21 protein-coding genes are annotated in these 25,522 nt (G+C 64.4%); 17 read left to right on the plus strand and 4 right to left on the minus strand.

Annotated features, from left to right (window positions below; all coding sequences use genetic code 11):
- Window positions 1–3 precede the first annotated feature (3 nt).
- The 9 genes from JLK41_RS00880 to JLK41_RS00920 all read left to right on the plus strand — a co-directional run bounded on the left by JLK41_RS00880 (window position 4) and on the right by JLK41_RS00920 (window position 8,990).
- Window positions 4–735 (plus strand): flagellar basal body rod protein FlgF, encoded by a 732-nt coding sequence (locus JLK41_RS00880; RefSeq protein WP_210390152.1) that lies wholly within the window; start codon window positions 4–6, stop codon window positions 733–735.
- 114 nt (window positions 736–849) lie between these two features.
- Window positions 850–1,635 (plus strand): flagellar basal-body rod protein FlgG, encoded by a 786-nt coding sequence (gene flgG / locus JLK41_RS00885; protein ID WP_047588779.1) that lies wholly within the window; start codon window positions 850–852, stop codon window positions 1,633–1,635.
- Between the two features lie 5 nt (window positions 1,636–1,640).
- Window positions 1,641–2,303, plus strand: a complete 663-nt coding sequence (gene flgH / locus JLK41_RS00890; protein WP_134677587.1) for a flagellar basal body L-ring protein FlgH — start codon at window positions 1,641–1,643, stop codon at window positions 2,301–2,303.
- 9 nt (window positions 2,304–2,312) lie between these two features.
- Window positions 2,313–3,407, plus strand: a complete 1,095-nt coding sequence (locus tag JLK41_RS00895) for a flagellar basal body P-ring protein FlgI (RefSeq protein WP_037057087.1) — start codon at window positions 2,313–2,315, stop codon at window positions 3,405–3,407.
- A 3-nt stretch (window positions 3,408–3,410) separates the two neighbouring features.
- On the plus strand, window positions 3,411–4,529 hold the full coding sequence (locus JLK41_RS00900; protein WP_210390153.1) for a lytic transglycosylase domain-containing protein: 1,119 nt from the start codon (window positions 3,411–3,413) through the stop codon (window positions 4,527–4,529).
- A gap of 3 nt (window positions 4,530–4,532) precedes the next feature.
- Window positions 4,533–5,900 carry a flagellar hook-associated protein FlgK gene (gene flgK, locus JLK41_RS00905; RefSeq protein ID WP_210390154.1) on the plus strand — a complete coding sequence of 456 codons (1,368 nt, stop codon included), beginning with the start codon at window positions 4,533–4,535 and terminating at the stop codon, window positions 5,898–5,900.
- A gap of 27 nt (window positions 5,901–5,927) precedes the next feature.
- Window positions 5,928–6,842 (plus strand): flagellar hook-associated protein FlgL, encoded by a 915-nt coding sequence (gene flgL, locus JLK41_RS00910; protein ID WP_037057113.1) that lies wholly within the window; start codon window positions 5,928–5,930, stop codon window positions 6,840–6,842.
- Window positions 6,843–6,857: 15 nt separating this feature from the next.
- On the plus strand, window positions 6,858–7,883 hold the full coding sequence (locus JLK41_RS00915) for a hypothetical protein (RefSeq protein WP_210391177.1): 1,026 nt from the start codon (window positions 6,858–6,860) through the stop codon (window positions 7,881–7,883).
- 324 nt (window positions 7,884–8,207) lie between these two features.
- On the plus strand, window positions 8,208–8,990 hold the full coding sequence (locus JLK41_RS00920) for a type IV pili methyl-accepting chemotaxis transducer N-terminal domain-containing protein (RefSeq protein WP_134677592.1): 783 nt from the start codon (window positions 8,208–8,210) through the stop codon (window positions 8,988–8,990).
- Window positions 8,991–9,046: 56 nt separating this feature from the next.
- Here the strand turns inward: JLK41_RS00920 and JLK41_RS25320 are convergent, their stop codons facing one another.
- The 4 genes from JLK41_RS25320 to JLK41_RS00940 form a co-directional block, all read right to left on the minus strand.
- Complete coding sequence (locus JLK41_RS25320) at window positions 9,047–13,795, minus strand: calcium-binding protein (protein WP_244976462.1); 4,749 nt, start codon at window positions 13,793–13,795, stop codon at window positions 9,047–9,049.
- A 38-nt stretch (window positions 13,796–13,833) separates the two neighbouring features.
- Window positions 13,834–14,229 (minus strand): hypothetical protein, encoded by a 396-nt coding sequence (locus tag JLK41_RS00930; RefSeq protein WP_210390155.1) that lies wholly within the window; start codon window positions 14,227–14,229, stop codon window positions 13,834–13,836.
- 278 nt (window positions 14,230–14,507) lie between these two features.
- Window positions 14,508–15,923, minus strand: a complete 1,416-nt coding sequence (locus JLK41_RS00935; protein WP_210390156.1) for an HlyD family type I secretion periplasmic adaptor subunit — start codon at window positions 15,921–15,923, stop codon at window positions 14,508–14,510.
- A complete protein-coding gene (locus JLK41_RS00940; RefSeq protein ID WP_210390157.1) occupies window positions 15,920–18,061 on the minus strand; it encodes a type I secretion system permease/ATPase in 2,142 nt (713 codons plus the stop codon). The genes JLK41_RS00935 and JLK41_RS00940 overlap by 4 nt, the downstream gene beginning before the upstream one ends.
- 257 nt (window positions 18,062–18,318) lie before the next feature.
- On the opposite strand from JLK41_RS00940, the gene JLK41_RS00945 reads away from it, so the two are divergent.
- The 8 genes from JLK41_RS00945 (at window position 18,319) to mdcH (ending at window position 25,522) form a co-directional block, all read left to right on the plus strand.
- Complete coding sequence (locus JLK41_RS00945; RefSeq protein ID WP_037056818.1) at window positions 18,319–19,290, plus strand: GGDEF domain-containing protein; 972 nt, start codon at window positions 18,319–18,321, stop codon at window positions 19,288–19,290.
- A gap of 105 nt (window positions 19,291–19,395) precedes the next feature.
- The gene (gene mdcA, locus JLK41_RS00950; RefSeq protein ID WP_037056819.1) at window positions 19,396–21,048 is read left to right on the plus strand and encodes a malonate decarboxylase subunit alpha; all 1,653 of its coding nucleotides are present in this window, start codon (window positions 19,396–19,398) and stop codon (window positions 21,046–21,048) included.
- On the plus strand, window positions 21,048–21,932 hold the full coding sequence (locus JLK41_RS00955) for a triphosphoribosyl-dephospho-CoA synthase (protein ID WP_210390158.1): 885 nt from the start codon (window positions 21,048–21,050) through the stop codon (window positions 21,930–21,932). Before mdcA ends, JLK41_RS00955 begins: the two co-directional genes overlap by 1 nt.
- A 1-nt stretch (window position 21,933) precedes the next feature.
- Window positions 21,934–22,233, plus strand: coding sequence for a malonate decarboxylase subunit delta (locus JLK41_RS00960; protein ID WP_037056823.1), 300 nt, complete (start codon window positions 21,934–21,936; stop codon window positions 22,231–22,233).
- On the plus strand, window positions 22,226–23,077 hold the full coding sequence (locus JLK41_RS00965; RefSeq protein WP_037056826.1) for a biotin-independent malonate decarboxylase subunit beta: 852 nt from the start codon (window positions 22,226–22,228) through the stop codon (window positions 23,075–23,077). The genes JLK41_RS00960 and JLK41_RS00965 overlap by 8 nt, the downstream gene beginning before the upstream one ends.
- A gap of 2 nt (window positions 23,078–23,079) precedes the next feature.
- Window positions 23,080–23,886 (plus strand): biotin-independent malonate decarboxylase subunit gamma, encoded by an 807-nt coding sequence (gene mdcE / locus JLK41_RS00970; RefSeq protein ID WP_210390159.1) that lies wholly within the window; start codon window positions 23,080–23,082, stop codon window positions 23,884–23,886.
- 77 nt (window positions 23,887–23,963) lie between these two features.
- The gene (locus JLK41_RS00975; RefSeq protein ID WP_210390160.1) at window positions 23,964–24,599 is read left to right on the plus strand and encodes a malonate decarboxylase holo-ACP synthase; all 636 of its coding nucleotides are present in this window, start codon (window positions 23,964–23,966) and stop codon (window positions 24,597–24,599) included.
- Window positions 24,596–25,522: a malonate decarboxylase subunit epsilon gene (mdcH, locus tag JLK41_RS00980; protein WP_210390161.1), complete on the plus strand. Its 927-nt coding sequence runs from the start codon at window positions 24,596–24,598 to the stop codon at window positions 25,520–25,522. The genes JLK41_RS00975 and mdcH overlap by 4 nt, the downstream gene beginning before the upstream one ends.

The raw sequence follows: 25,522 nt of genomic DNA on the forward strand, positions 1-25,522 counted from the left end.
CCCATGGACCGTCTCGGCTACACCGCAATGACCGCCGCCAGCCGCACTATGAGCTCGCTCACGGTGCACGCCAACAACCTGGCCAACGTCAACACCCCCGGCTTCCGCGCCGACCTCGAACAGGCCCAGGCCGTCGCCGTGGAAGGCTACGGCTACGACAGCCGGCACCTGGCGCGGGTCAAGAACAATGGCGTCAACCTGGCGCCCGGCGAGCTGATGGCCACCGGTCGTGACCTCGACGTGGCGATCCAGGGTCGCGGCCTGTTCGCCGTCGAAGGCGACGGCGGAGCCGAGCGTTACACCCGCAACGGCGCGCTGCAGGTCGATGCCGAGCTGCGCCTGACCCTGAACGGGCGTGCCGTGCTGGGCGAGGGCGGCCCCATCGTGCTGCCCGAGTACGACAGCCTGCACATCGGTCGCGACGGCACGGTGTCGGTGATCCCGCGAGGCGATTTCGTCACCGCCGAGGTCGACCGCATCCGCGTGGTCGATGTCGACGCCGCCGACCTGAGCAAGGACGCCAGCGGCCTGCTGCTGCGCAACGACGGCCAGCCGGCCGAGGCCATGGAGGCGCCGGTGCTGGCCGCCGGGTACCTGGAGGCGAGCAACGTCGGCGCCATCGACCAGCTGGTGGCGACCATGAGCCTCAACCGCCTGTTCGAGACCCAGGTGAAGATGATGAAGGCCGCCGAGGACCTCTCCGAGGCCGGCAACCGGATGATCCGCGGCAGCTGATGAGGCTGCCTCCCCTCTCCCTTGAGCGGCAGAGGTCGGCAACGACACAGGTAGCCCGGATGCGATCCGGGAGCACGTCCCCGGAGCGCATCCGGGCTACAGAGGAGACACGACATGAGTTCCGCACTTTGGGTCAGCAAGACCGGCCTGGCCGCCCAGGACAAGGCCATGAGCGCCGTGGCCAACAACCTGGCCAACGTCAACACCAACGGTTTCAAGAGCGACCGCGTGGTGTTCGAGGACCTGTTCTACGCCATCGAACTGCAGCCGGGTGCGCAGGCTGATGAGGTCAACACCGTACCTTCCGGCATCCAGCTCGGCAGCGGCGTGCGCGTGGCCGGCACGCAGAAGGTGTTCACCGAGGGCAGCATCCAGACCACCGGCCAGCCCATGGACCTGGCGATCATCGGCGCGGGCTTCTTCCAGGTGGAAGCGCCCAATGGCGACATCTACTACACCGAGAACGGCCAGTTGCAGCTCAATGCCGAAGGCATGATCGTCAACTCCCAGGGCCTGCCGCTGACGCCGAACATCGAGGTGCCAGCCGGCAGCAGCCGCTTCACCGTGGGCAGCGACGGCATCGTCACCGCCGTGCTGGCCGGCGACACCCTGCCGTCCGAGCTGGGCCAGATCACCCTGGTCAACTTCACCAATCCGGGCGGCCTGGAAGCCCTTGGCGGCAACCTCTACCGCGAGACCGTCGCCAGCGGCGAGCCGGTGGAGGGCGTGCCGGGCGAGGAAGGCCTGGGCAACCTCAAGCAGGGCGTGCTGGAAGGCTCCAACGTGCAGGTGGTCGAGGCCATGGTCAACATGATCTCCATCCAGCGCGCCTACGAGGCCAACGCCAAGGTGCTCGACGCCGCCTCCGGCATGCAGCAGTTCCTCAACCAGACCGTGTGATCGCCATGATGCGCCTGCTTTCGCTGGTTCTGCTGTCGCTGCTCGGCGGCTGCGCCAGCTTCAACGAGATGCTCCCCGACGAAGACTCCAGCCAGTACCAGCCACTGGCGATGGACTACAGCCAGCCGCCGACCACCAGCGGCGGGCTGTTTCGCAGCGGCTACAGCGGCTCGCTGACCGGCGACAAGCGCGCGGTGCGGGTCGGCGACATTCTCACCGTGGTGCTCGACGAGTCCACCCAGTCGAGCAAGAGCGCTGGCACCAGCTTCGGCAAGAACTCCAGCGCGGCCATCGGCGTACCCACCGTGCTCGGCAAGACCTACGACCGCCTGGAAAGCTCCGCCGAGGCCAAGCGCGACTTCGAGGGCTCGGCCAAGAGCTCGCAGCAGAACACCCTGCGCGGCTCCATCGCGGTGACGGTGCACCAGGTGCTGCCCAACGGCACCCTGCTGATCAAGGGCGAGAAGGCCCTGCGCCTGAACCAGGGCGACGAGTACATCCGTCTGGTCGGCCTGGTGCGCACCGACGACATCAACCGCGCCAATCAGGTGTCGTCGCAGAACGTGGCCAACGCCCGCATCTCCTACGCCGGCCGTGGCGTGCTCAACGACAGCAACTCGGCTGGCTGGCTGACGCGCTTCTTCACCCACCCGCTGTTCCCCCTCTGAGGCCCGGTCATGCTCTATCGCATCTGCGTCGCCCTGCTCCTGACCTGGCCGCTGTCGACCCGCGCCGTACCGCTGATGGACCTGGTGGACATCGAGGGTATCCGGGGCAACCAGCTGATCGGCTACGGCCTGGTGGTCGGCCTCGACGGCACCGGTGACAAGAACCAGGTCAAGTTCACCAGCCAGTCGGTGACCAATATGATCAAGCAGTTCGGCATCAACCTGCCGCCGAACGTCGACCCGAAGCTGAAGAACGTCGCCGCCGTCACCGTCACGGCGGAGATACCGCCGTCCTACAGTCCGGGGCAGAGCGTCGACGTCACCGTCGCCTCGCTGGGCGACGCCAAGAGCCTGCGTGGCGGCCAGCTGCTGATGACCCCGCTGCATGGCGTCGACGGCGAGATCTACGCCCTGGCCCAGGGCGCCATCGTCGTCGGTGGCCTCAACGCCACCGGGCAGAGCGGTTCCAGCGTGGCGATCAACTCGGCCAACAGCGGCCGGGTGCCCAATGGCGCGACGGTCGAACGCCTCATTCCCAGTGACTTCAGCACCCGTGAAGAGGTCATGCTGAACCTGCGCCAGCCCAGTTTCCAGACCGCCGCCAAGGTGGTCGAGGCGGTCAACGGACGCTTCGGCAGCGGTACCGCCAGCGCGCTGGATTCCACCAAGATCTCCATTCGCGCGCCAGTCACCAGCACCCAGCGCATCGGCTTCATGGCCATGCTCGAAGGCCTGGAGGTCGAGGAAGGACGCGAGCGGCCGAAGGTGGTGTTCAACAGTCGCACCGGCACCGTGGTGGTGGGCCAGGGCGTGCGGGTCAAGGCGGCGGCGGTGGCCCACGGCACCCTCACCGTGACCATCAGCGAGAACCCTCAGGTCAGCCAGCCGAATGCCTTCTCCGGCGGCCAGACCGCCGTGGTGCCGCGCTCCGACGTGGCCGTCAGCCAGGACAAGAACGCCATGTTCAAGTGGCCGGAAGGCGCCAGCCTGGACAGCATCATCAACACCGTGAACAGCCTCGGCGCCACCCCGGACGACGTCATGAGCATCCTCCAGGCGCTGGAGCAGGCCGGTGCCCTCAATGCCGAACTGATCGTGATCTGAACCATGAGCATCGTTTCCCTCGCGCAACACATGAACAGCCATCGCGGCAGCGCCGATGGCATCGGCACGGCCCGCGAACAGCAGCTGCAGGCGGCGGCCGAGCAGTTCGAGGCGCTGTTCCTGCAACAGATCCTCAAGCAGATGCGCAAGGCCAGCGACGTGCTGGCCGAAGGCAATCCGATGCGCAGTCGCGAGATGGACACCATGCGCGACTTCTACGACGAGGTGCTGGCCGAGACCCTGGCCGGTCGCAAGCAGACCGGCATCGCCGACATGCTGGTCAATCAGCTCTCGGGTAACGGCGGCGCGCCTGACCTGCAGGGCGCGGCGCTGGCCGCACGCTCCGCCGAACTGCCGGCGCGCACTGGCAGCAGCCTGCTGGAGCCGCTGCGGGCAACCTGGCAGCGCGGCGTCGACAACCTCGGCAAGGTCTGGGACAAGGGCTCGGCGGGTTTCGTCGCCCTGGTCGAGCGGGTCATCCAGCAGGAGTCCGCCGGGCGCGTCGACGCCGTGTCGCCGAAGGGCGCGCGCGGCCTGATGCAGCTGATGCCGGAGACCGCCCGCGAGGTGGCCGCCGAACTCGGCCTGCCGTTCAGCGAAGCGCGCCTGACCAGTGACGCCGACTACAACAGACGCCTCGGCAGTGCCTACCTGGACAAGATGCTGCAACGCTACGATGGCCATCAGGCGCTGGCGCTGGCGGCCTACAACGCCGGGCCGGGGCGGGTCGACGAATGGCTCAAGGTCAACGGCGACCCGCGCAGCGGCGAGATCAGTACCGGCGCCTGGATCGAGCGCATTCCCTATCAGGAAACCCGCGACTACACGCGCAGGATCCTCGGCGACCTGGCCAGCCGCGAGGCGCCGCTGCAGGAGGCCGCGCAGCAGACCTCGCTCAGCGCCCAGACCCGCCAGCAGCTGGCCAGTGCCCTGAGCGCCGACAGCGGCCTGCTGCTGGGCGCCGTCGCCGGCAAGCAGGTGCTGGCGCGTGATGAATTTAAGTCCGCCGCCGATTCCGTCGCCCTGTCTTCGGTAACAGCCCAACGCGCTGCCGACGACGCCCGTGCGTCGCGTCTGGCGGCCTTCGCTCAGCCGATGCGCTTCGAGCGTCAGGAGTCCTAAGCCATGAGCATCCTCAACCAGATCGCCTACAGTGGCGTGCGTGCCAGCCAGGTGGCCCTGGCCAGCACCGGGCAGAACATCGCCAACGTCAACACGCCGGGCTTCAGCCGCCTGCAGACCGTCACCGGTTCGCTGGCCGGGCAGGGTGGCCTGAGCGTCGGTGGCGGTGTCGAGGTGATCAGCATCCGCCGCATGACCAACGACTTTCACAACCAGCAACTGTGGCGCGCGACCACCGAAGAGAACTTCTACGGCGCATCGCAGCAGTACCTGACCGCGCTGGAGGCACTGATGTCCGGCACGGGGTCGAGCATCAGCGCCGGCCTCGACCAGTTCTTCGCCGCGCTCAGCGAAGCCAGTGCCACGCCCGGCTCCATCGCCCTGCGCCAGCAGATCATCAGCGAGGCCAGCAACCTGACCCAGCGTTTCAACGGCCTGAGCAGCAACATCGACGCCCAGGTCAAGGCGCTGCAGGAACAACGCACGGCCATGGCCACCGAGATCAACGGCCTCACCGAAAACATCGCCCTGCTCAACAAGAAGATCGTCGAGACCGAGTCGGTCAAGGGTGACAGCACGGCGCTGCGCGACCACCGCGAGAGCCTGGTGGGGCAGCTCAGCCAGTTCGCCAAGCTGCGCATACACGAGGTGCCGGACGGTTCGCTCAGCGTCGCCCTGGCCAACGGTCAGCCGCTGGTGGCCGGGCCGACCGCCGGCCAGCTCGCCGTGGCGATGACCGCGACCGGCGAGCAGGAGGTCAGACTGGCCTTCGCCGGTACCAGCTTCCCGCTGCGCCAGGATGGTTTCGGCGGCGCGTTCGGCGGTCTCCATGACGTCGAGTACGACAGCCTGCGGCCGAACCTCGACGCCCTGCACGACATGGCCAGCCAGCTGGCGCAGATGGTCAACGATGTGCTCGCCACCGGCTTCGATCTCGATGGCAATCCGGGCCAGCCGCTGTTCGTCTACGACCCGGCCAGCACCACCGCGCTGCTGCGCATCGAGCCACTGACGGCCGAGCAGCTGGCGTTTTCCTCGACGGCGGGGGAGACGGGCAACAACGAGGTGCTGCTCGACCTGCTCGGCCTGAAGAACCAGACCATCACCCTGAACGGCAGCCAGGTCACCCTCAACGACGCCTACGCCGGCCTGCTTGGCCAGGTCGCCAGCGACAGCCGGCAGAACCAGGCCGACCTCAAATCCGCCACCGCCGTGACCCAGCAGGCCCAGGCCCAGCGCGACAGTGTCAGCGCGGTGAGCCTGGATGAGGAGGCGGTCAACCTGATGACCTATCAGCAGGCCTACCAGGCCAACATGAAGGTGATCAGCACGGCCAGCCAGTTGTTCGACGACATGCTTTCCGCGTTCTGACGCGCTTTCTGGAGAGACCCGCTGATGATGCGCATCACCAACTCGCAGATCACCTCGATGATGCACAACTCGATGAACGTCAGTTCCGCCGAGTTGGGCAAGTTGATGCAGCAGATGGCCACCGGCAAGCGCATCCTGCTGCCGTCCGACGACCCGATCGCCAGCGTGCGGGTGCTGCGCGTGGAGCGTGAAGAGGCGAGCCTGGAGCAGTTTCGCAAGAACATCGCCAACGTGTCCGGCAGCCTGTCGACCCAGGAGGCCAACCTCAAGTCCACCTCCGACGCCATGCTCAACGTGCGCGACCTGCTGCTGTGGGCCGCCAACGGCTCCAACACCAGCGAAGACCTGGCGGCCATGGCCGGCGAGCTGTCGATCATCGAGGACACCATCGTCAGCTTCGCCAACGTGCGTGACGAGGAGGGCCGCTACCTGTTCTCCGGCACCCTCAGCGACACCCAGGCGCTGACCTTCGATGCCGCGACCCAGACCTACAGCCTCACCGGCAACGACAAGCACCGCCAGGCGGCCGTGGCCAACGGCGTGCTGGTCGACGAGAACGTCACCGCTGCCAGCGTGTACGGCACGGGCGTGGGCATGCTCAACGAGCTGCGCGGCCTGATCAACACCCTGCAGGACCCGGCGCTGGATGCCACCGATCCGGCCGTGCGCCAGCAGATCGTCGATACCATGGCGGCACTGGACGATGCGCATGGCCGGGTACTGGGTTCGATCACCGACCTGGGTGGCCGGCAGAATGCCCTGACCCTGCTGACCGACAGCAACGAGGACGTCTCGCTGGTCAACCAGAAGATCGAGGGCGAGCTGTCGCAGCTCGACTATGCCGGCGCCACCATCGACCTGAACAACTACCAGCTGGCGCTGGGCGCGACCCAGAAGACCTACCTGAAGATCAACGAAATGTCGTTGTTCAGCCTGCTGTAAGGAGCCGCGCCGGTGATCAAGGTCGATAAGCAGCTCCCGGTCGTCACGGCGCTCGATCCACAGGCACGTCGCCCGGTGCAGGGCGAACAGACCGCGCTGCGCACGCGCAAGGCGGCGCCGGCTGCCGAGCCTGCGGCCACGCCGCGTGGCAAGAGCACCAGCTTCAACCTGCAGCTCAACCAGCAGCTCACCTCGATGCAGGCGGCCGACAGCTACCTGGGCGAGCTGGCCGGGCGCCTCGGTCAGCTCAAGCTCAGCCTCAGCCGCGAGATCGGCAATGCTCAGGCGGGAGAGCGCGAAGCCCTCAAACGCGAACTGGAGCAGGTGCGCACGTTGCTGGCCGAGCGCGGCCAGCGCTCCGGCGAGGCGCTGGATGCCAGCTTCAAGCTGCGCCTCAATGAGCCGGTACGCAGCCGCTTCACCCTGCAGGGGCTGGACTCCGTCGCGGCGGTGCAACAGGCCGGCCGGGAAACCCTGCTGTTCAGCGCCGGACGCAAGCTGGCCGAACCCCTGGCCGTGGTGCTCGACGAGGGTCTGAGCGAGCAGCAGATCCTGCGCCGTTTCAATGTCGGCCTCGGCCCGGCGGGCATTCGTGCCGAGCTCGACAGCGGTGGCGCGCTGCGTTTCAGTGCGCGGGAAAGCGAATGGCAGCAGCTCAAGGGCGAGCTGCGCGTGCAGGGCGAGGGCAAGCTCGCGGCCAAGACCGCGACGGCCCTGCCCAGTCACGACGAGCAACTGCTGCGCCTGCCCGATGCCGCGCGCCTGGACGGTGCCCGCGAGCTGCGCCGGGCGCTGGACGAAGTGGTCGAGGCGCTGGACAGGATCGGCTCGCTGCGCGAACAGCTCAGTCATCGCCAGGAGGAAATCCGCGAATTCCTGGCGCGTCACGCCGAGCAGAACGAGCGCGAGTGGGCGCGCGATTTCGCCGGTGAGGTGTTCAACCTGATGAGCCGCAGCCCCAGCAGCTACGCGGCCGTGACCCAGACCGTGGTGGCGCAGGCCAATATCAGCCGCTCCAGCGTGGTCAGCCTGCTCTCCTGAGATTCCTCGTCCCCCGTTTTCTGGCGACTGGCGGCTTTTTTACGACCTGCCGTAGCGCCTGTCCGGGCGGCGGCGGAGTTTTTTTGTCCGATCGGCCAGAATTCCTGCCGAAAAATGCGACCGTCGGTCCGCTTCATGACTGGTCGCACAGAATGATGGCGTTTTACCAGCTATGATCGGCGCCTTTTTTTCGGCATCCGGGTCACGCGCCCGGCATCCCTGCCCCCTCGCATTCCAATAAAAACCCCGCATTCAAGGGTTCAACCCGTTACCGCAGGCAGTCGCCCGCGGTGCATTGCCTTGTTCTCGAATTGGAGTACCGACGTGTTGAAGAAGTACCTGACATTCATCCTGCTGGCCTGCACCACGCTGGTCAGCATGCCCAGCCTGGCGCAGCTCACCGATTCCGAGGCCATGAACATGGCCGGCCTGCAGCGTTCGCTCGGCCAGCGCATGGCCAAGGACTACCTGATGCTCGGCGCCGATGTGCGCGTGGACACCGCGCAGCGCCAGCTGCAGGAAACCATCCAGCGTTTCGAAGCCAGCCACAGGGCCCTCTCGGAATACGCGCCCAACGCCGAGATCAAGGCCGCCCTGGCCCAGGTCGGTGCGACCTGGTCGACCTATCGCCAGCAAGTCGAGGCCACGCCGGACCAGGCCCAGGCCGTGCAGGTGCTGGCGGCCAGCGAGCAGCTGCTGCAGCAGACCCAGACCGTGACCGATCTGATGGCCAAGCACGTCGGCGCGATGGGCGCGACGGTCAACCGCAGCGGCTGGGCGCGGGTGCAGACCCAGCGCATCGCCATGCTCTACATGGCCAAGTCCTGGCGTGTGCAGATGCCGGACCTCGATGCCAAGCTGGACAAGTCCGTGAGCGACTTCGAGACCATCCTCAAGGAGCTGGAAGCCGCCGGCACGCCCAATGAAGAGATCGCCGCCGCCCAGCGTCGCGCCCGTGCCCACTGGGGCTTCACCCTCAAGGGCATCGACCTGCATGCCTCGCAGGACTTCGTGCCGACCGTGATCACCGTCAGCACCGACTCGCTGTTCCGCCAGCTCAACGAGCTGACCCGCCTGTACGCCGGCCTGAAAGCCAGCGAGTCCTGATACTCGCCTGCTACAAACAACAAGGGCCGCGAATGCGGCCCTTGTTGTTTTCTGCATTACTGCCAGTTGGCAGCGATCACCATATCCAATTGCGCACGCTGATCCGGGGTGAGGTTGGATTCACCTCCTGCGGGCACGCCGAATGCGGCCATGCTATCGACCAGGTTCTGTACCTGCCCGTCCAGCAACGTCCTGCCATCGGCAGTCTGGAACTGATCCAATCGATAATTGCTGTTGGAATACCATCTGCTGATCGTTGCCTTGTCGGTGGTTCCTATCACACTCACTTCCAGGTTCGAACCGTTCCGCCTGAACCACAGTTGTTCGACGGATATTCCCTCCTCGAAACGAAGCGTATCCAGGCTATCTGCGGAAGTGTCGTAGTTGTTGATCGTGTCCTGACCCCAGCCACGGCTGAAGCGATAGGTATCGCTTCCCGAGGCTCCGCTGAGGGCGTCGTTACCCACGCCGCCGTCAAGGATATCGTTGCCGGCATCGCCATTGAGGTTGTCGTTGCCCTCGCCGCCGAGCAGCAGATCATTGCCTGAGCCACCGTAAAGGGCGTCGTTACCAGCGTCACCGCTCAGTGTGTCATTACCGCTTTGGCCCTGGATGTTGTCATCGCCGGCCCCGCCGCTGAGGGTATCGTCCGATGCATAGCCCTCAATGATGTCCTTGCCGTCACTGCTTTGCAGGACCATGTCCTTGACTTGTTCAATGGTCCAGGTGGTGCTGTCGGCGAAGCGGATTTCTTCCAGCTTGTAGGTACTGGTACCGTCTTCGCTGAAGTAGCTTCTGATGGTAATCCTGTCGGTGCTACCGGCCAGCGACAGGATCAGGTTGTCGCTTGAGCGAGAGATGAGGATGTCACCGGGCGAGATGTCCTCAGCGAAGAGGATGGCATCGATCTTGTTGGTGCCTCTGTCGTAGTTGTTGATCGTGTCCTGACCCCAGCCACGGCTGAAGCGATAGGTATCGCTTCCCGAGGCTCCGCTGAGGGCATCGTTACCCACGCCGCCGTCAAGGATATCGTTGCCGGTATCGCCATTGAGGTTGTCGTTGCCCTCGCCGCCGAGCAGCAGATCATTGCCTGAGCCGCCGTAAAGGGCGTCGTTACCAGCGTCACCGCTCAGTGTGTCATTACCGCTTTGGCCCTGGATGTTGTCATCGCCGGCCCCGCCGCTGAGGGTATCGTCCGATGCATAGCCCTCAATGATGTCCTTGCCGTCACTGCTTTGCAGGACCATGTCCTTGACTTGTTCAATGGTCCAGGTGGTGCTGTCGGCGAAGCGGATTTCTTCCAGCTTGTAGGTACTGGTACCGTCTTTGCTGAAGTAGCTTCTGATGGTAATCCTGTCGGTGCTACCGGCCAGCGACAGGATCAGGTTGTCGCTTGAGCGAGAGATGAGGATGTCACCGGGCGAGATGTCCTCAGCGAAGAGGATGGCATCGATCTTGTTGGTGCCTCTGTCGTAGTTGTTGATCGTGTCCTGACCCCAGCCACGGCTGAAGCGATAGGTATCGCTTCCCGAGGCTCCGCTGAGGGCATCGTTACCCACGCCGCCGTCAAGGATATCGTTGCCGGTATCGCCATTGAGGTTGTCGTTGCCCTCGCCGCCGAGCAGCAGATCATTGCCTGAGCCGCCGTAAAGGGCGTCGTTACCAGCGTCACCGCTCAGTGTGTCATTACCGCTTTGGCCCTGGATGTTGTCATCGCCGGCCCCGCCGCTGAGGGTATCGTCCGATGCATAGCCCTCAATGATGTCCTTGCCGTCACTGCTTTGCAGGACCATGTCCTTGACTTGTTCAATGGTCCAGGTGGTGCTGTCGGCGAAGCGGATTTCTTCCAGCTTGTAGGTACTGGTACCGTCTTTGCTGAAGTAGCTTCTGATGGTAATCCTGTCGGTGCTACCGGCCAGCGACAGGATCAGGTTGTCGCTTGAGCGAGAGATGAGGATGTCACCGGGCGAGATGTCCTCAGCGAAGAGGATGGCATCGATCTTGTTGGTGCCTCTGTCGTAGTTGTTGATCGTGTCCTGACCCCAGCCACGGCTGAAGCGATAGGTATCGCTTCCCGAGGCTCCGCTGAGGGCATCGTTACCCACGCCGCCGTCAAGGATATCGTTGCCGGTATCGCCATTGAGGTTGTCGTTGCCCTCGCCGCCGAGCAGCAGATCATTGCCTGAGCCGCCGTAAAGGGCGTCGTTACCAGCGTCACCGCTCAGTGTGTCATTACCGCTTTGGCCCTGGATGTTGTCATCGCCGGCCCCGCCGCTGAGGGTATCGTCCGATGCATAGCCCTCAATGATGTCCTTGCCGTCACTGCTTTGCAGGACCATGTCCTTGACTTGTTCAATGGTCCAGGTGGTGCTGTCGGCGAAGCGGATTTCTTCCAGCTTGTAGGTACTGGTACCGTCTTCGCTGAAGTAGCTTCTGATGGTAATCCTGTCGGTGCTACCGGCCAGCGACAGGATCAGGTTGTCGCTTGAGCGAGAGATGAGGATGTCACCGGGCGAGATGTCCTCAGCGAAGAGGATGGCATCGATCTTGTTGGTGCCTCTGTCGTAGTTGTTGATCGTGTCCTGACCCCAGCCACGGCTGAAGCGATAGGTATCGCTTCCCGAGGCTCCGCTGAGGGCATCGTTACCCACGCCGCCGTCAAGGATATCGTTGCCGGTATCGCCATTGAGGTTGTCGTTGCCCTCGCCGCCGAGCAGCAGATCATTGCCTGAGCCACCGTAAAGGGCGTCGTTACCCTGCCCGCCGCTGAGCATGTCATCTCCCGCATTCGCTTTGAGACGATCATTCCCGTCTTTTCCCAGCAGGAAGTCGTGCCCTGCGGTGCCTGCGAGCGTCTCCTGCGAGTTGTTGCCCACAAGCACCTGGCCACCCAGCTGCGTAGTCAGAGACTGCAGCTGCTCCGGGCTCAATTGCTCCAGCCAGCTTTCGGTCATGTCCCCGAGGACAGCGTGAACCGCTCCACTGGGCATGGCTGCACGCAGGTCATAGGCGTCGAGAACGGCTTTGAATGGATCGTTCGCGGCCAGCCCGACGAAGCGCTGAAGAAGTTCAGAATGGTCCAGTGTAAAGCCGTTCTGCCCGACGTTCACCTCGATTGCATCGACATAGGACCTCAGTCGGGTCTGCAACAGCAGACCGTTGTAGATCGACTCCTTGAGCGATTCATAGGCCTGGTTGAGCAGGGCTTCTTGTCCTGCGTTTATAACCAGGTCCTCTTCGGTAATGAAGATTATCTCTGGAAGACCTGCGCTGCTGCTGCTTCCGGACGAAGGTCTTCTAGTGCGAGTGGATGTGCCCGCCACAAATTTAATTTCATGGCTTGTGTTTCCTTGCGCATCTTCTTTCTGCGCAGTCGAGAAGTTGAAGAAATTCTGGCCATTGAAAACTTCAAGTATTGCGATTTTCTCCAGTAGCGCTTTTTTCTTGAGCTGTTCTGGCGTCGGGTCTGGAGCGAATCCGCCGATACCGTCTTCTATGGATATTCCAGTGGTTGTAGTCCCGCCGCCGCCACCGCTGCTGCTACCAACAGGACCAACGGGTTTGTCCCAGGAGTAGATGAACTTAATGTCGCTAAGAAATACCCCGGAGCCAAGCTGCATATCATCAATGCGTTCGAACAGCGTGCGGTAGCCACTTGAGCCTGCCCAGGCACTCAGCAGGCTATCAAGCTGAGCCATCTGCTGCGCTCGGGTGCCGGCATTGGCGTAACTGGCCAGTTGCTGGGCTAGCTCAGCATTCTGCGTCGCTGCCTCCCGCAGGTCGCGCACGGCGCCGGAGCCTTGCATATCTGGTAGCGCTGCAACGGCGTCGCTGATTGGCAGCGCATCCAAGTACTCACGGTAAAATGGATTGTTAGCTAGATCGAGGTTGGCGGCCAAACTTTGGTTATCGTTGACTGCGCCTTCGCTACCATCATCACGAATGAAACTCCCGGTCGCGCTGATGATGTTGCCGTTGGAGTTCTGGTTGCTAGCCGTCGAGTTCAAGTTGACCGCAGTGATATGGTGCTCGGCCAGGGTTTTCAGCTCATTGGCCTGTGCCACGCCATCCTGGTTGAGGTCCTGCCAGACGCGGACATTCCCGAACTGGGCATCCTGAGCATCGAATACGCCATCACCATTACCGTCAAGGTCGCGCAACGCATCGAAACCGTCACTGGCCTTTTGGCCGTTGGACTTGATGGTATCCACACCGAACAACTCGGAGCCATTGTCGATGGTGCCGTTGCCGTTGCGATCGATTACCAGGAAGCCGTCGTCGCTCTTGACCCAGCCAGTGCCAGTTTTCAGGCCGTCGCCATCGAAGTCGAAGGTAATCCCGGTATTGGCGGAAACGGTCTCGATACCGTCGCCATCGAGGTCCAAGGTGAGGGGGTCGCGTCGTAGAATAAAATCCAGTGCGTTCCTGAAGAACTCATTAACTGAAAAGTCTACATATTGCTGGTATGGGTTATATAGAATTGTTTCAACAAAATCTCGTAGGTAGCCGTCGTCGCGCATGTTAACAACATTGTTATTAACAATTTCGGCTTGGATCAGGCCGTGTACGACCCAGAGAGAGCAGTGAGCGCCGAAGGGTAGGTTGTAGTATGGAGGGTTCTCTTCGGAGCTTATGATATATTGATTTAGTTTTTCATATTGCTCCTGTGTGATCTCTATTTTTCCGCTGCTTTTGTCGTATTCATGAAGTGTGTCGTCAAAAATCTTGCCGTCGCCGGTTAATCCTGTGACCTCTGGAGCAAAGCCATAACCTTTCTCCACTCCATCTGGGCCGGTAATTACCATGAAAGAGTGGGGTACTCCTGTTATATCTGTTCTTACTTCTACCGTGTACATTTTTCTTCTCCCTGAAGAAATGCTGTTGCCAGAGGTTCCGGTTTGAACAAGCTAGACTTCACTGTTCTAAAGTCGGCTTTGTAAATGTTTATCTTTATGGATGCACAAGGCTCGATGACTGAGTCGGCGATCAGGGTGTATGTTAGTTTTCTAGCTGTCTGCGGGTCCGATATTCCGTAAAAATTCAACTTTGCACCGCTCTCTGTTCGGTCGTACAGTGCATGTTTTTCTTTGGTGCATGAGTTGTAGGAAGAACAAACTCCTTGCTGTATTAGTGAGTTGATTCCTGTGCGAACTAATCTCTTGGCCAGTTCGTCATGAGTTACGCTTTCTCCGGCAATGGCGCATCCGCACACAAAAAAAAGAGTGTAATATTTCTTCATGAATGTGCTCTTAGCTATGTGTCTTATTGAGCGGGGTCTCTGGATGATTTTATGCGTTGCGATTTTTAGTATGGCCTTGTCGTTGATCATGTCCCATGCAAGCGAGATTCATTGCGTGCGGGGGTAGTGAGCGTACGAATACCTGAATGTATTTTTTGCGCTCTTCGGCCGTTTCGATACATTGAAAATCTTGGGTAAAATTTAAATAGATGTACTGCTCTTTCGCCGTCAGAGCATGTCTCATTTTCTGAACCGTCACGACCGATTTTCTGTTCGAGTCAACGTTCACCGAGACTCTCTGCCGTATGTTGCTTAAGCGGACTTAGGAAGTAATCGATCACCTTGCGCTTATCGGTCTTCACCTCTGCCCTGATCGACATCCCGGGTGACAACGCTACCTGTTGGTCGCCCACCACAATGCTGTTCTCCTTGAGCTGAATGCGCGTGCTGTACACCAGCCCCAGACGCTCATCTTCAATGGCGTCGTCGGAGATGCTCACGACCGTGCCGTGCACCACGCCGTACTTGGTGAAGGTGAAGGTGTCGACCTTGACCTCCACCTCCTGGCCCGGGCGCACGAAGCCGATGTCCTTGTTCTCCAGCATGGCCTCGACTTCCACCGGCTGATTGCTGGGCACGATGACCATCAGTGGCTGGGCTTCGGTCACCACGCCGCCGGCGGTGTGGATCGCCAGTTGCTGGACGGTGCCGTCCACCGGTGCGGTGAGGTGCATCAGGCGGTTGCGTTGCTCGGCCTTGCTCAGTTCCTGTTGCAGGCCAGCGGCGCGCTGTTCGGATTCATGCAGGAGGTCGAGCATCGCCCGGCGGGTCTGCGCCAGTACGCTCTGGCGGCGGCTCTCGGCCTGTTGTTTGGCCGCCTGCAGCTCCAGCACGCGTGCCTGTTGCACGGCCAGCTCGCGTTCCTGATCCAGGCGCTGCTGTTCCTTTTCCAGGTAGGCGTGCTTGGCGACATAGGCCTTGTCGAGCAGGCGCTTGTAGTCCGCTGCCAGTTGTCGGGCGATGGGCAAGGACTCCTGCAGCTTGGCCACCCAGGCGCGGGCGGCCTGGATCTCCGCCGTGCGCTGGGCGATCTCGGCATCGCTTTGCTGCAGGGTGCTCTGCAGTTCCAGGTACTGGCCCCGCAGCCAGGTCTGTGCCGAGCGCTGCTGGGCTTCGCTGGCTTGCGCGATACGGCTGGCCAGGGAGGCGGGCTCTCGGCCTTCCTCGATGGCATCAAGCAGGGCACCGGCCCGGGCGCTGTCGACCTGGGCCGCCAGCAGGTCGCTCTTCAAGCGCTGGACGTCAGCACCGGTGATCTGGGTGTCCAGCTCGACCAGCAGCTCGCCTGCCTTTACGCGCTGCCCGTCGTAAACCTGGATGGCCTTGACCACCGCCACTTCGCTGGGCTGGATGACCTTGCTCTTGCCGCTGGGCACGATCTTGCCGGTGGCGGTGGCGACCACGTCGATCTCACCGATGCAGGCCCAGAGCAGCGCAATCACGGCGAACGCGATGATCGTCCACTGAATGATCCGTGGTGCGGGGTGGACGGGCGCCTCCTGCAGCGCCAAGGCGGCGGGCAGAAAGTGCACTTCGTGGTTCAGCCGTGGCGGTGCATCCATCGCCTGGCGGTTACGCCAGGAATGGCGCCAGGCCTGGCGGTAGCGGTTGATCAGCTCGCGCTTGGCACTCATGCGGCACCGCCTTGCTGCAGGCGGTGCAGACGGGAATAGTGGCCGGCCTGGTGGGTGAGCAGTTCGGCATGGCTGCCCTGCTCGACGATCTGCCCGCGATCCATCACCAGGATGCGGTTGGCGTCGCGCACCGCGCTCAGGCGGTGAGCGATGATGATCACCGTGCGGCCCTTGCAGATGGCCTGCATGTTCTGCTGGATGATGCGTTCGGACTCGTAGTCCAGGGCGCTGGTGGCCTCGTCGAAGATCAGGATGCGCGGGTTGCCCATCAGTGCGCGGGCAATGGCGATACGTTGGCGTTGCCCCCCGGACAGCGAGGCGCCGTGTTCACCGACCACGGTGTCGTAGCCCTCCGACAGCTCCAGGATGAACTCATGGGCGCCGGCCATCTTCGCCGCCTGCATCACCTGCTCGATCGGCGCGCCGGGATCGGTCAGCGCAATGTTCTCGCGGATGCTGCGGGCGAACAGCATGTTGTCCTGCAGCACCACACCGATCTGTCGGCGCAGGGAAGAGACATCGGCCAGGGCCAGGTCCATGCCGTCGACCAGCACCCGGCCGCGTTCCGGCGTATAGAGGCGCTGCAGCAGGCGAGTCAGGGTGCTCTTGCCCGAGCCGGAGCGACCGACCACGCCGATCACGTCGCCAGCCTGAATGTGCAAGCTGATGCCGCGCAGAATCTCCGAGCCATCCGGGCGATAGCGGAAGTGCACCTGATCGAACTCGATCTGCCCTTTCAGCGGTGGCAGCGCGCTACGGGTGGCCTGGGACAGCTCGGTGCGGGTATTGAGGATATCGCCCAGGCGCTGCACCGAGACGCCGGTCTGCTGGAAGTTGGTCCACAGCTGGGCCAGGCGCATGATCGGCTGTGAGACCCGCCCGGCCAGCATGTTGAAAGCGATCAACTGGCCGACCGTCAGGTCGCCCTCGATCACCAGGCGCGCGCCCAGCCAGAGGGTGGCCACGGTGACCAGCTTGCCGATGAAACCAACACTTTCATTGGCCAGCATGGAAAGGTTCTGCGTCTTGAAACTCGCAGCTACGTAGCCCGCGAGCTGGTTGTCCCACTTGCGGTTGATCTGCGGTTCCACCGCCATGGCCTTGAGGGTATCGATGCCGTTGACCGTCTCCACCAGAAAGGCCTGGTTCTCCGCGCCCCGGGAGAAACTCTCGTTGAGGCGCGCGCGCAGGACCGGGGTGATCAGCAGAGACACCAGGAAATACAGCGGCAGCGACAGAATCACCACCAGCGTCAGCCAGCCGCTGTAGTAGAACATCACCGCGATGAACACCACGGAGAACAGCACGTCGAGGATCAGCGTGATGGCATTGCCGGTGAGAAAGCTGCGGATGTTCTCCAGTTCACGCACCCGCGCCACCGAATCCCCCACCCGACGGGCCTGGAAATACGCCAGCGGCAGGGTCACCAGATGGCGGAACAGCTTCGACCCCAGCTCCACGTCGATGCGGCTCGCGGTATGCGCGAACACATAGCTGCGCAAGCCCGACAGCAGAGTCTCGAAGATCATGATGCCGAGCAGGCCGATGGCGATCACATCCAGGGTCGACAGGCCACGGTGCACCAGCACCTTGTCCATCACCACCTGAAAGAACAGCGGCGTGAGCAGCGCGAAGATCTGCAGCACGAACGACACCAGCAGCACTTCGCCCAGCAGTTTGCGGTACTTGACGATGGCGGGGATGAACCACGTGAAGTCGAAACGCGACAGCTCGCCCGCCAGTGAGGCTTCGGAGCGAATCAGGATCAGCTCGCCCGCCCAGCGCGCCTGCAACTGTTCGAACGAAAGGACCTCGGGGCGCTGCGCCTGCGGATCGTGAATCAGAACCTGGCGCTTGCCTTCATCGATACGGGCGATGATGAAGAAGCGGCCATCCTGATCAGCCGCGATTGCAGGCAACGGGACATGCGGCAGGCGCTCGATGGCACTGCGTGCGGACTTGGCCTTGAGGCCGAGCTTCTTCGCCGCCAGCAGCAACTCGGCACGACCGAAAGCACGGCCATCTTCGGCGAATTCATGAGCAAGCTGCTCCGGGGAGGCCGCTACATTGTGGAAGCGTGCCAGCATGACCAGGCAGGCGAGGCCACTGTCAGTTCCCTGACCGTCGGTTGTTTGCATTCCGTTGCACCTGTACAGAGGCCTGGTGAGAGTCCAGGCCACAGAGTAGGGTGCGAATTTACATGGTGGCCTGGAGCCATGTGAAGGGTGCTCGAGATGACTGGTCTGCGAACTCGAAAGACTGCAACGCGCATCACGTTTCGTGTGGGCCGGCTTGCGTCATGAGCGGCAAGGCAATACCGGTTGCAGCATCCTTGTCGCCCATCTCTGACATGTTTGCGTTATAACGAAGCGCAGACGCGGCGGAGGTGGCAGGCATGAGCGAGACAACTGATCAGGCGGTGTACAAGACCCTGCTGGAGTCCACCCAGGCGATTCCCTGGAAGATCGACTGGAAGACCATGACGTTCGCCTACATCGGCCCGCAGATCGAGAGTCTGCTCGGCTGGGCGCAGGCCAGTTGGGTCAGCGCCGAGGACTGGGCCACGCGCATGCACCCGGAAGACCGCGAGAAGGTGGTCGAGCTGTGCATCTCGCAGTCGCAGAACGGTGTCGACCACGAGGCCGACTACCGGGCGCTGACTGCCGCTGGCGACTACGTGTGGATCCGCGACGTGGTGCATGTGGTGCGTGACGACAATGGCGAGGTGGAATCGCTGATCGGCTTCATGTTCGACATCAGCGAACGCAAGAAGACCGAGGAGCAGCTGCTGACCCTGCAGAAGCAGCTGGAGGAGTACTCCTACAAGGACGGCCTGACGGGCGTGGCCAACCGGCGCATGTTCGACACGGTGCTGGCCTCGGAGTGGGCCAATGCCCAGCGCACCCGCCAGCCGCTGTCGCTGATCCTCCTCGATATCGATCACTTCAAGCAGTACAACGACCATTACGGTCACATTCAGGGTGACGACTGCCTGAAGCACGTCGGTCAGGCCCTGAGCCGTGCGGCCAGCCGGCCCCGGGACTTCGTCGGACGCTTCGGCGGCGAGGAGTTCGTGCTGGTCCTGCCGGAGACCGATGAGGCCGCGGCCCGGCACATCGCCGAGCGCTGCCGCCAGCAGGTGCGCCAGCAGCGCATCCCCCATGAACGCTCCAGCGTGTCGCCCATGCTCACCATCAGCCTGGGGGTGAGCACCATCGTGCCGGGCGCGCAGGACCGGGCGCTGGACTTCCTCAATGCGGTGGACAAGCTGCTCTACCAGGCCAAGCAACGCGGGCGCGACCGTCTGGAGATGGCCCGGACGGCATCCCGCTCCGAGCTGGACGACGCAGCCGATGCCCGCGCTTGAGCAATCGTTAACCTGAGCGTAACGATTGCTCCGCCTGCTTGATTGATGACCACCAGGTCGCGCTCCTAATGTGCCTCCACGACAGCGGAACTCGTGGAGTCTTCAATGACAACAACAATATCCCCACCGCCGCAGTGGTCGCGTCGTCGCGCGGAGAAAGCGCGGCGCCTCGATCAGGTGCGCGACCTCGCCGATGGCGTGGTACTGCCCAGTGACAGGATCGTCACGGCCCTCGAGGCGCTGATCGCCCCCGGCGATCGCGTGGTGCTCGAAGGCAACAACCAGAAGCAGGCGGATTTCCTCTCGCGCTCGCTGGCCAAGGTCGACCCGGCCCGCCTGCATGACCTGCACATGATCATGCCCAGCGTCAGCCGTGCCGAGCACCTCGACCTGTTCGAACAGGGCATCGCGCGCAAGCTCGACTTCTCCTTCGCCGGGCCGCAGAGCCTGCGCATCGGCCAGTTGCTCGAAGACGGGCAGATGGAAGTCGGCGCCATCCACACCTACATCGAGCTGTACTCGCGCCTGCTGGTGGATCTGATCCCCAATGTCGCGCTGGTCGCCGGCTTCCAGGCCGACCGCCACGGCAACATCTACACCGGGCCGAGCACCGAGGACACCCCGGCGCTGGTCGAGCCCACCGCCTTCAGCGACGGCATCGTCATCTTCCAGGTCAACGAGATAGTCGACGAGCTGCCACGGGTGGACATCCCGGCGTCCTGGGTCGACTTCGTGGTGGTGGCGGACAAACCGTTCTACATCGAACCGCTGTTCACCCGCGACCCGCGCCACATCAAGCCGGTGCACGTGCTGATGGCGATGATGGCGATTCGCGGCATCTACGAGAAACACAACGTGCAGTCGCTCAACCACGGCATCGGTTTCAACACCGCCGCCATCGAGCTGATCCTGCCCACCTACGGCGAATCCCTTGGCCTGAAGGGCAAGATCTGCCGCAACTGGACGCTCAATCCGCACCCGACGCTGATCCCGGCCATCGAGACCGGCTGGGTGCAGAGCGTGCACTGCTTCGGCACCGAACTGGGCATGGAGGACTACATCGCCCAGCGCCCGGACGTGTTCTTCACCGGACGCGACGGCTCGATGCGCTCCAATCGCATGATGTGCCAGCTGGCCGGGCAGTACGCGGTGGACCTGTTCATCGGCGCCACCCTGCAGGTCGACGGTGATGGCCATTCCTCCACCGTGACCCGCGGCCGCCTGGCCGGTTTCGGTGGCGCGCCGAACATGGGCCATGACCCGCGCGGCCGTCGCCATGCCACCCCGGCCTGGCTCGACATGACCACGCCGGAGACCCTGCTCGAGCGTGGCAAGAAGCTGGTGGTGCAGATGGTCGAGACCTACCAGGAGGGCGGCAAGCCCACCTTCGTCGAACGCCTGGATGCCGTCGACGTGGCGAAGAAGGCCGGCATGCCGCTGGCACCGGTGATGATCTACGGCGACGACGTCACCCACCTGCTCACCGAGGAAGGCATCGCCTACCTGTACAAGGCGCGTTCGCTGGAAGAACGCCAGGCGATGATCGCCGCCGTGGCCGGGGTCACCGCCATCGGCCTGCGCCATGACCCGAAGGACACCGAGCGCATGCGCCGCGAAGGGCTGATTGCCCTGCCCGAAGACCTCGGCATCCGCCGTACCGATGCCAGCCGTGAACTGCTCGCGGCCAAGAGCATCGCCGAACTGGTCGACTGGTCCGGCGGCCTGTACAACCCGCCCGCCAAGTTCAGGAGCTGGTGATGAATGCACTTACGGCATTGCAGCCGCAGTTGTCACTGTCCCTGGCGGACTGGCTGGCCGACCTGGCCGTGGACGCGCTGATCGACGAGGCCGACCTGTCGCCCAAACCGGGGCTGGTCGACCGTCGCGGCAGCGGCGCGCACACCGACCTGCACCTGGGCCTGATGCACGCGTCGGCGCTGGCCCTGTGGCCGAGCTTCAAGGCCATGGCCGAGGCGGCGCAGCAGCGTGGCGAGGTCGACCAGCAACTGCGTGACGAGGTGGGCCGCCTCGGCCGTGATGGCGAGGCGGAGATGCTGCGCGTCACCGACGGGGTCAACACCCATCGCGGGGCGATCTGGGCCCTGGGCCTGCTCAGCGCCGCTGCGGCGCTGGACACCGACGCCCTGGCACCGGCGCAGGTGGCGCTGCGCGCGGCGCGCCTGGCGCTGTTCAACGACCGCGCCGCGCCGGTAGCCGCTGACAGCCATGGCGCCCAGGTGTGCCGCCTGTATGGCGTGCACGGTGCCCGCGCAGAGGCGCAGCTGGGCTTTCCGGCGGTCGTGCAGCAGGCGTTGCCGCAACTGGCGCGCAGCCGGGCGGCTGGCGTCGGGGAGCAGAACGCTCGCCTCGACGCGCTGCTGGCGATCATGACCCAGCTGGCCGACACCTGCGTGCTGTACCGCGCCGGCATGGCCGGGCTGACCTGCATGCAGAGTGGCGCCCGCGCGGTACTCGCTGCCGGTGGCTGCGCCAGCCTCGATGGCCGGCGCCTGTTGCGCGAACTGGAGCGCGACATGCTGCGCCTGCGCGCCTCGCCTGGCGGCGCTGCCGATCTGCTCGCCGCCACCCTGTTCCTCGACCGCCTGCAGCATGGCCTGCCGGCGCAGCTTGGGAGTCTGTGAAATGGAAACCCTGTCTTTTCAATTCCCCGCCGGGCAGCCGGCCCAGGGTCGTGCGCTGGTCGGTTGTGTCGGCTCCGGTGACCTGGAAGTGCTGCTCGAACCCGGCCAGGCCGGCACCCTGGCCATCGAAGTGGTGACCTCGGTGAACGGTAGTGCGCCGCGCTGGCAGCAGTTGTTCGAACGCATGTTCCGCGAGCAGCAGTTGCCGGCACTGAACATCGCCATCCACGATTTCGGCGCGACCCCCGGCGTGGTGCGCCTGCGCCTGGAACAAGGTCTGGAGGAGCTGAGCCATGGCTGAACAGGACATCCAGCGCCTGCTGGCGCAGCGCAGCTTCACCGAACTCGGCGCACGTCAGCGTGCCCGCGCCCTGCTCGACGACGGCAGCTTTCGCGAGCTGCTCGATCCCTTCGCCCGGCTGATGTCGCCCTGGCTGCCGCAGCAGGGCATCGTGCCGCAGGCCGACGACGGCGTGGTGGTGGCCAAGGGTCTGCTCGACGGTGCGCCTGCCGTGGTGATCGCCATCGAAGGTGCCTTCCAGGGAGGCAGCCTGGGTGAAGTGGGCGGGGCGAAGATCGCCGGCGCCCTGGAACTGGCCGCCGAGGACAACCGGGCAGGCACGCCGACGCGCGCCGTGCTGCTGCTGGAGACCGGCGGCGTGCGCCTGCAGGAGGCCAACCTGGGGCTGGCGGCGATTGCCGAGATCCAGGCCGCCATCGTCGAGCTGCGCCAGTACCAGCCGGTGATCGGCCTGGTCGCCGGCCCGGTCGGCTGCTTCGGTGGCATGTCCATCGCCGCCGGGCTGTGCAGCTACCTGCTGGTGACCCGCGAGGCACGCCTGGGGCTCAACGGCCCGCAGGTGATCGAGCAGGAGGCCGGGCTGGACGAGTACGACTCACGCGACCGCCCGTTCATCTGGAGCCTGACCGGCGGCGAGCAGCGCCATGCCAGTGGCCTGGTCGACGGCTATGTGAGCGATGACGTCGAGGCCATCCGCAGCGAACTGCATGGGTTGTTCGCCAAGGGCAAGCCCGAGCTGGAGCGCAGTCGGCGTCACGCCTGGTTCCTGCAGCGACTGCGCGCCGTCGACACTTCGATCCAGGCCGATGCCGCTGCCGTGCGCAGCGCCTATCAGGGAGCATGAACATGAGCACAGTCCAAGAACAACGTGGCCTGCACTGGTTCCGGGCGCTGAGTGGCAATGCCCGGCCGCTGGCCGGTTTGCCCGCTTCGCTGCAGGTGGCCGATGGCGAACTGGCCGGCCAGGCGGTGCGTTATCTGGCGGTGGTCGCCGATGCCGACAATGCCTTCCCCCGCGCCCGCAACGGCGAGGTCGGCCTGCTCGAAGGCTGGGGCCTGGCGCAGGCGGTGGACGAGGCCATCGAGGCGGATCGCGACAACCCGCACAAGCGTGCGCTGATCGCCATCGTCGACGTGCCGAGCCAGGCCTACGGCCGCCGCGAGGAGGCTTACGGCATTCATCAGGCGCTGGCCGGTGCGGTGGATGCCTATGCCCGTGCGCGCCTGGCCGGGCATGCGGTTGTTGGCCTGCTGGTGGGCAAGGCGATGTCCGGTGCCTTCCTCGCCCATGGTTACCAGGCCAACCGCCTGATCGCCCTGCGCGACGCCGGGGTGATGGTGCATGCCATGGGCAAGGCCGCCGCCGCGCGCATCACCCTGCGCAGTGTCGACGAGCTGGAGGCGCTGGCCGCCAGCGTGCCGCCGATGGCCTATGACCTGGACAACTACGCCTCGCTCGGCCTGCTCGCGCAGGTGCTCGATGTGGAGCAGGTGGCGCAGCCGACAGCGGCCGACCTGGCCCATGTGCGTGAGGCGCTGAGCCAGGCACTGGTGGCTATCGCCGGCAGCCCGCGAGACCTGCGCAACCGCCTGGGCGCGGCCAATCGTGCCGCCTCCACGCAGGTGCGCGAGGCCTTGCGCGCGCAGTGGTGAGGCTCAGGGCGGGTGAACCCCGCCGCTCCTGAATGAGACGAAACGGCGGGTTGCCCCCGCCCTGCGGAGAACCAGCGATGCACCCGACACCCCGCCCACATGATCTGCTCTGGGGCCTGCGCCCCGAGCACCTGCCGCAGGAGGCGCCGGTCTGGGCTCGTGCCGCCCTGGGCGGGCATGTGCCGGTGGTGGTGCGTCGCGCTCCCGCCGAACCCGGCTGGGTGGCGGTCGGTATCCGTGGCGCCGCGCGTGAACAGCGCTATGCAAGCTGGATGCGCCTGAGCGATATCAGCCGGCTGGTCAACCCCCAGTCCGTGGCCAGGGCAGGGCGCTGGCGTGCGCATGCTCAGCGGCACTGGCCGGCGTTACGTGCCCTCGAACATGTCGCGCCGCACCTGGATGGCTTCGGCCTGGCCTGGGGCGTGACCGGCAGCCTGGGTTTCGAATTGGCCAGCGGCATCCGTGCGGCGCACCCGCAGAGCGATCTCGACCTGACGCTGCTGGCGCCGCACGCCCTCGACCGCGCCTCGGCCCGCATGCTGTGTGCCGTGCTGGACGCCGCGCCAGGCCGCATCGACCTGCAACTGGAAACCCCGCACGGAGCCGTGGCGCTGCGCGAATGGGCCGGTGACGCGGCGCGCGTACTGCTGAAAACGCAACGCGGCCCGCAGCTGGTCGACGATCCCTGGCTCCTGCAGCAGGTGGCGGCATGAGCACGCTCTGGGCCTTTCCCGGCCAGGGCGCGCAGCAGCCCGGCATGCTCCAGGCCTTGCCGGATGCCGCGGTCGTCCACGATTGCCTGGAACAGGCCAGCGCCACCCTGGGCGAGGATGTGCGCCTGCTGGATTCGGCCGAGGCGCTGCAGGGCACCCGCGCCGTGCAGCTGTGCCTGCTGGTCGCCGGTGTCGCTGCCTCGCGCCTGCTCATCGGGCGCGGCCATCGTCCTGAGTATGTCGCCGGGCTGTCCATCGGTGCCTACGCCGCTGCGGTGGTGGCCGAGGCCCTGGATTTTGCCGATGCGCTGCGCCTGGTCGCCCTGCGCGGCGAGCTGATGCAGCGCGCCTATCCCGCCGGCTACGGCATGACCGCCATCCTCGGCCTCGATCAGGCCAGCGTCGAACGCCTGTTGGACGCCGCCGAAGGGCCGCTGTACTTGGCCAATATCAATGCGGAAAACCAGCTGGTGATCGCCGGCAGCGATGCGGCCATGGCGCAGGTCGCCGAGCGGGCCCGCGCCCTCGGCGCCGCTGCGGTCAGGCGCCTGGCCATGAGCGTGCCGTCGCACTGCGAGCTGCTCGACGCACCGGCGCGCGAGCTGGCGGCGGCCTTCGCCGGGGTTGCGCTGCATGTGCCACGGGCGCGTTACCTGAGCAGCAGCTCGGCACGGGTGATTCGCGAGCCACAGCGTCTGCGCGATGACCTGGCGTTCAACATGAGCCGCCGCGTCGACTGGCAGGCCACGCTCGCCACTGCCTACGAGCGCGGTGTGCGCCTGCACCTGGAACTGCCTCCAGGCGGCGTGCTCACCGGTCTGGCCCGGCGCGTATTCGAACCCGGACAGGCTGTCGCCTTTGCCGGCGCACGTCTGGATACACTCGACGCCATGTTGCGTCAGGAGGTAAGCCTCGACCGCTGA

It is taken from the genome of Ectopseudomonas khazarica, from assembly GCF_017915135.1.
Lineage (GTDB): Bacteria > Pseudomonadota > Gammaproteobacteria > Pseudomonadales > Pseudomonadaceae > Aquipseudomonas > Aquipseudomonas khazarica.

What these genes read in the sequence shown, in the direction of transcription:
- JLK41_RS00880 (WP_210390152.1), top strand. Translation starts at nt 4, where the DNA reads ATGGACCGTCTCGGCTACACCGCAATGACCGCCGCCAGCCGCACTATG.
- flgG (WP_047588779.1), top strand. Translation starts at nt 850, where the DNA reads ATGAGTTCCGCACTTTGGGTCAGCAAGACCGGCCTGGCCGCCCAGGAC.
- flgH (WP_134677587.1), top strand. Translation starts at nt 1,641, where the DNA reads ATGATGCGCCTGCTTTCGCTGGTTCTGCTGTCGCTGCTCGGCGGCTGC.
- JLK41_RS00895 (WP_037057087.1), top strand. Translation starts at nt 2,313, where the DNA reads ATGCTCTATCGCATCTGCGTCGCCCTGCTCCTGACCTGGCCGCTGTCG.
- JLK41_RS00900 (WP_210390153.1), top strand. Translation starts at nt 3,411, where the DNA reads ATGAGCATCGTTTCCCTCGCGCAACACATGAACAGCCATCGCGGCAGC.
- flgK (WP_210390154.1), top strand. Translation starts at nt 4,533, where the DNA reads ATGAGCATCCTCAACCAGATCGCCTACAGTGGCGTGCGTGCCAGCCAG.
- flgL (WP_037057113.1), top strand. Translation starts at nt 5,928, where the DNA reads ATGCGCATCACCAACTCGCAGATCACCTCGATGATGCACAACTCGATG.
- JLK41_RS25320 (WP_244976462.1), bottom strand. Translation starts at nt 13,795, where the DNA reads ATGGTAATTACCGGCCCAGATGGAGTGGAGAAAGGTTATGGCTTTGCT.
- JLK41_RS00930 (WP_210390155.1), bottom strand. Translation starts at nt 14,229, where the DNA reads ATGAAGAAATATTACACTCTTTTTTTTGTGTGCGGATGCGCCATTGCC.
- JLK41_RS00935 (WP_210390156.1), bottom strand. Translation starts at nt 15,923, where the DNA reads ATGAGTGCCAAGCGCGAGCTGATCAACCGCTACCGCCAGGCCTGGCGC.
- JLK41_RS00940 (WP_210390157.1), bottom strand. Translation starts at nt 18,061, where the DNA reads ATGCAAACAACCGACGGTCAGGGAACTGACAGTGGCCTCGCCTGCCTG.
- JLK41_RS00945 (WP_037056818.1), top strand. Translation starts at nt 18,319, where the DNA reads ATGAGCGAGACAACTGATCAGGCGGTGTACAAGACCCTGCTGGAGTCC.
- mdcA (WP_037056819.1), top strand. Translation starts at nt 19,396, where the DNA reads ATGACAACAACAATATCCCCACCGCCGCAGTGGTCGCGTCGTCGCGCG.
- JLK41_RS00955 (WP_210390158.1), top strand. Translation starts at nt 21,048, where the DNA reads ATGAATGCACTTACGGCATTGCAGCCGCAGTTGTCACTGTCCCTGGCG.
- JLK41_RS00960 (WP_037056823.1), top strand. Translation starts at nt 21,934, where the DNA reads ATGGAAACCCTGTCTTTTCAATTCCCCGCCGGGCAGCCGGCCCAGGGT.
- JLK41_RS00965 (WP_037056826.1), top strand. Translation starts at nt 22,226, where the DNA reads ATGGCTGAACAGGACATCCAGCGCCTGCTGGCGCAGCGCAGCTTCACC.
- mdcE (WP_210390159.1), top strand. Translation starts at nt 23,080, where the DNA reads ATGAGCACAGTCCAAGAACAACGTGGCCTGCACTGGTTCCGGGCGCTG.
- JLK41_RS00975 (WP_210390160.1), top strand. Translation starts at nt 23,964, where the DNA reads ATGCACCCGACACCCCGCCCACATGATCTGCTCTGGGGCCTGCGCCCC.
- mdcH (WP_210390161.1), top strand. Translation starts at nt 24,596, where the DNA reads ATGAGCACGCTCTGGGCCTTTCCCGGCCAGGGCGCGCAGCAGCCCGGC.